Source organism: Polaribacter sp. (genome assembly GCF_965656025.1).
Taxonomy (GTDB): Bacteria; Bacteroidota; Bacteroidia; order Flavobacteriales; family Flavobacteriaceae; genus Polaribacter.
In genome coordinates, this window is the sequence record NZ_CBFHJT010000048.1 from 19,134 (window position 1) to 23,802 (window position 4,669).

The 4,669-nt window shown below is 31.2% G+C and carries 6 protein-coding genes; all 6 read right to left on the reverse strand.

The window, feature by feature from the left end; all coding sequences use genetic code 11:
• Window positions 1-9 precede the first annotated feature (9 nt).
• On the reverse strand, window positions 10-1,281 hold the full coding sequence (locus ACTG3S_RS09940) for a beta-ketoacyl-[acyl-carrier-protein] synthase family protein (protein WP_439129205.1): 1,272 nt from the start codon (window positions 1,279-1,281) through the stop codon (window positions 10-12).
• Between the two features lies 1 nt (window position 1,282).
• Window positions 1,283-1,723, reverse strand: a complete 441-nt coding sequence (locus ACTG3S_RS09945; protein WP_439129206.1) for a 3-hydroxyacyl-ACP dehydratase FabZ family protein — start codon at window positions 1,721-1,723, stop codon at window positions 1,283-1,285.
• Window positions 1,724-1,733: 10 nt separating this feature from the next.
• On the reverse strand, window positions 1,734-2,786 hold the full coding sequence (locus ACTG3S_RS09950) for a type III polyketide synthase (protein ID WP_439129207.1): 1,053 nt from the start codon (window positions 2,784-2,786) through the stop codon (window positions 1,734-1,736).
• A complete protein-coding gene (locus ACTG3S_RS09955) occupies window positions 2,783-3,514 on the reverse strand; it encodes a methyltransferase domain-containing protein (protein ID WP_439129208.1) in 732 nt (243 codons plus the stop codon). The genes ACTG3S_RS09950 and ACTG3S_RS09955 overlap by 4 nt, the downstream gene beginning before the upstream one ends.
• A complete protein-coding gene (locus tag ACTG3S_RS09960) occupies window positions 3,514-4,158 on the reverse strand; it encodes a hypothetical protein (RefSeq protein ID WP_439129209.1) in 645 nt (214 codons plus the stop codon). Before ACTG3S_RS09960 ends, ACTG3S_RS09955 begins: the two co-directional genes overlap by 1 nt.
• Window positions 4,159-4,177: 19 nt before the next feature.
• On the reverse strand, window positions 4,178-4,669 hold a 492-nt coding region (locus ACTG3S_RS09965; RefSeq protein ID WP_439129210.1), incomplete at its 5' end, for an NAD(P)/FAD-dependent oxidoreductase.

Consider the following 4,669-nt stretch of genomic DNA (forward strand, 5'->3'; position numbering starts at 1 on the left):
GGGTATAAATTAATTATATTTCTTAAAGATAACACAAGCATTTACATCACCAAAACCAAAACTTGCTTTTGCTAAAATAGTAATGTTTGTGTCTATTTTTTGAGTTGGAATTTTATCATTGTGAATTAATGCTAAAATTTCTGGATGCACATCCTCACAATTGATGTTTGGAAACACAAATTGCTCTTTTATTTGAAGCACAGAAGCTACAGCTTCAATAGCGCCTGCTGCAGCCAAACAATGCCCAACTTGCGATTTTAAAGAATTGATGAATGGAAAATTACCTCCTTTTCTGTGCAGTGCTTTTGTCCAATTTTCGATTTCTAAAGCATCTTTTGATGTTGCTGTTAAATGGCCATTAATTACATCTATTTCAGACGGATTTATATTTGCATCTAAAGTGGCATTTGTAATACATTTTTGAACAGCTGTGGCATTTGGGGCTGTTAAGGTTCCTCCATTTCTTTGTCCACCAGAATTGATATTTCCTCCTAAAACCTCGGCATAAATAGTCGCTTTTCTTGCCAATGCACTTTCTAAAGATTCTAAAACAATTGCTCCTCCTCCACTTCCTGGAACAAAACCAGATGCTGTTGCACTCATAGGTCTAGAGCCTTTTTCGGGACTTTCATTGTGTTTGTAAGTCATCACTCTCATGGCATCAAAACCGCCCCAAGTATATAAACTACTATCACTAGAACTACCTACCAACATTCGTTTTGCTTTTCCGTTTTTTATGCGCTCAAAACCCATTAACAAGGCTTCTGTACCTGTTGTACAAGCTGATGAATTTGTGGTAACTTGATTGCCTAAACCTAAAATACCACCCAAATAAGCAGTTACACCACTTGCCATAGTTTGCAATACAGATGTACTACCTAAACGCCTTACATTTTGGTCGTCTATTTTGTAAATAGCTTCTCTAAACTTTTCAATTCCTGAGGTTCCTGTGCCAAAAATTAATCCTGTATCATAATCTAAAGGTGAGTTTTCTTCTACAGTAAAACCAGCATCTTTCCAAGCGTCTACAGCAGACATCACTCCATATAAAATGGAAGTTGAATTGAAACCTCTTAATTGTAAAGGCGATAAATATTGCTGCTTTAACTCATCAGAGATTTCTGGAATTCCACCAATACAACAAGAAAACCCTTTGTCTTTTAAATGTTGATGAAACCTAATCCCAGATTTACCTGTTTTAATAGCTTCTGTAAAATCGTCTAAGCCCACTCCATTGGGTGCAACTACTCCTAAACCTGTTATAACGACCCTATTTTTCATACTATTTTGTAATAATCATTCCTGATATTTCTCCTCTACAAACCAACTCATTTTTACTATTTAGCATTTTTACTTTACATTTTAATTTATTGAATCTAAAATAGACTTTTTCTGAAACAACAGTTACTTTTTCATTGGGTAAAACTGGTAAAATAAAATCTATATTGTTAGATGTTAAGGCAATTTTGGGTTTTTTATTGGATGATATTTCATCCTTTAATAAAAAAATACCCAAACAAACTACACCAATTTGCGCCATTGTTTCTGTTAAAATTACACCAGGTGTAATTGGATTTTCTTTAAAATGACCTTTATAAAAGAATTCATTTTCTTTAAAAGTGTAATTTCCTGAAACTCCATTTTCTGAAATTTCTGTGATTTCATCAACAAAGAAAAAAGGTTTTTGATATGGGAGATTATTTATAATTTCTGTTGATGTCATTTCTTTTATTTTACCATTCTAATAAAATACGTTGCGCAGAAAAACCTGGACCAAAACTTAGCATAATTCCGCGTTCTCCTTTTTTGGGATTTCTATCCATAAAACGTTCTAAAACATATAATACTGTGGCACTAGACATGTTACCATATAAGCGCAAAACCTCTTTTGTATCGTTTATATTCTTACCTAATTTGCCAAATAGTTCTTCTACAGTTTGTACAATTTTTTTTCCTCCAGGATGAAATATCAAGTGGTCTACATCAGTAATCGTTAGGTTGTTTTTTTCTAAAAAAGGATGAATAATTGCAGGAAAATGATCTGAGATTGTTTGCGGAACTGCTTTGTCTAAAATCATTTGTAGACCTGTATTTACTAGTTTAAAACCCATCATTTTTGTAGCATCATAAAAATGATACATGGCTTCATCTACAATTGTTGGGCCTTCATCTTCTTGATAAGAAGACAAAATTACTGCTGAGGCTCCATCACCAAAAATAGCTGCAGAAACAATGTTGGTCATTGAAAAATCGTCTAACTGAAAGGTGGCTGTTGGTGCTTCTACAGCAATTACTGCGGCTCTTTTATTGGGATTTGCTTTTAGAAAATTCTTCGCATAAATAATACCAGAAACACCTGCCGCACAACCCATTTCTGTAACTGGCAAACGCACAATATCTTGCTTCATACCCAAAGAATTAATCAAATAGGCATCTACAGACGGAATCATAATTCCTGTGCAACTTACAGTAATTATATAATCTAAATCTGTGGCTTTTAGGTTAGCTTTTGCTAAGGATTTTTTTAGCGATTTTTCTGCCAATTGCACAACTTCTCTTGCATAAATATCGTTCTTTTCTTCAAAAGAAGTGGCTGTAAAAACTTCTTCTGGATCCATAATTGAGTAACGTTTGTCTACAGCTGCTCCTTCAAAAAGTTTGACTACTTTACGTTGAAAGCGAGGCTCTTGATCTTGCATCCACAATTTTACAAACGGAATAATATCTTTGGTTTCTTTGTAATATTTAGGCAGCTGTTTGGCTACTGATGTTATTTTTACTTTCATACATTTTTTTGTTTCTCAGCTCTTTTTAAAATCCATAGATAACGAAAAGCCCATTTCCAAGAAATCGCTGGTTTTATGTTTAATTTTACTGATATACTTTCTAAATCTTTACGTTTAAATCCTCTTAAAACCGAGGTTAATCCATCTTCAATAATCATTTTATTACTGATAAAAACAGACAATAATAAAAATAAATAATACGCTAATTTATGCCTATGTAAATCGTTAACTACAATGCCTATTTTGGTTTGTTTTAGGGTGGTTTTTAAAAAAGAAACCAATTGTTTTTCTTTAAAATGGTGTAAAAATAAAGTAGCTAATACTACATCAAATTTTTGCGATTGAAAATTTTCAGAAAAAATATCTTGAGTTTTAAAACTCAACTCTGGATATTCTACAGACAATTCATTTGCATAATCTATGGCAGTTGGGTTAGCATCAATTCCAATTAATTTAAATTTATAATTGTGTTTTCTTCCAAACTTGGCAATATCTCTTAAAATATCTCCATGACCACAACCAATATCTACAATGGTAATTTCTTTGTCTTTTGGATGATTTTTTATGAGAATTTTTAAGCCATTTACGGTTACTTTATTTCCACCTAACCAACGATTTATATTTTCTAATTTATCTAAAGTATCTCTCAATAAATCGCCGCCAATCGAAAAATCGTCCATCAACTCTTCTTTGTCTGTTCTTTTAGAAGTGTCTGCTAAAAAAGGCATTATCTATTTTTTATTAATAAAGGGTAAACTTCGCCTGAATCATGCTCATCAATCAAAAACATAAAATTATTTTTATAATTTAACTTTTCAAACAGGTTTTCAGAATCCATCTCCACCAAAACTTCATGAATTGCTAAAAATCCTTTAATTTTATATAACTCAATAAGTTCATACATTCCTAGTATATCGTCAATATCTTCATATTCTTCAGGCAAATTTTTATAGTCTAACTTACTTAAAGGGTTAAAAAAATCTAAGGTTATCCCTGGTGAAGCATAAAACTCTGTTGTAAAATCATAATCAAAACCCATATCAAACTTTTCTGTTTGTACTTTATAATCTTTCCAAACTCCAATTCCATAAGATTCTGCTTGCACTTGATTCATAAAAAAATGACCAAACTCTAAAAGTATTGCAAATAATTCTTCACTCTTTATTATGCCTTTTTCTGGATTTACCCACCATTCGTTTAAGTTTTCATTAATCTCAATTTTAAGATTAGCTTTGTAAGTTTGAAAATCAAAATCTTTTAAATCTTGAAATAAATCTAAAGTTAAATTATCTAAATTAGAAAAAGAATTAATTTTAGACGTATAATTTTTTTCGAGCTTAATAAAGTAACTTTTTATACTTTGGTTATTCAAATTATTCTTTTTTAAAAAGTTAAACTTCCATCGGTTTGCCATGTGTTCTTCTAATAATTACAGGTAATAAAAATGGCATTCTCTTTAAAATTGATAATAAAAACGATGCAATTTTGTCTTTTCTAAACAACATTGCTATAAAATGACCCGCTTTTAAACGCCACTTAAATTGCTTGTTCCATTGTCTAATATAAAGATTTTCAAGTTGGTTTCTCGATTCAATTTTATCATTCAAGTAATTTAGAATCAGTTTAGATGCTATTTGTGCAGATTGTATTGCCATACTCATTCCATTTCCACACAGTGGATGAATCATTCCTGCAGCATCACCAGACATAATGATATGGTTTTCTACTGGTTTTTTGGTTTCAAAAGAAATTTGACTGATGGATAAAGGTTGCTCCCATATTGGAGTTGCATTTTGAAACATTTCTTTTAAAAATGTGTTTTTAAAAACCACATTTTCTTGAAAATCAGTAATGTTTTTGTGTTTTTTAAAAGATGAAAAATT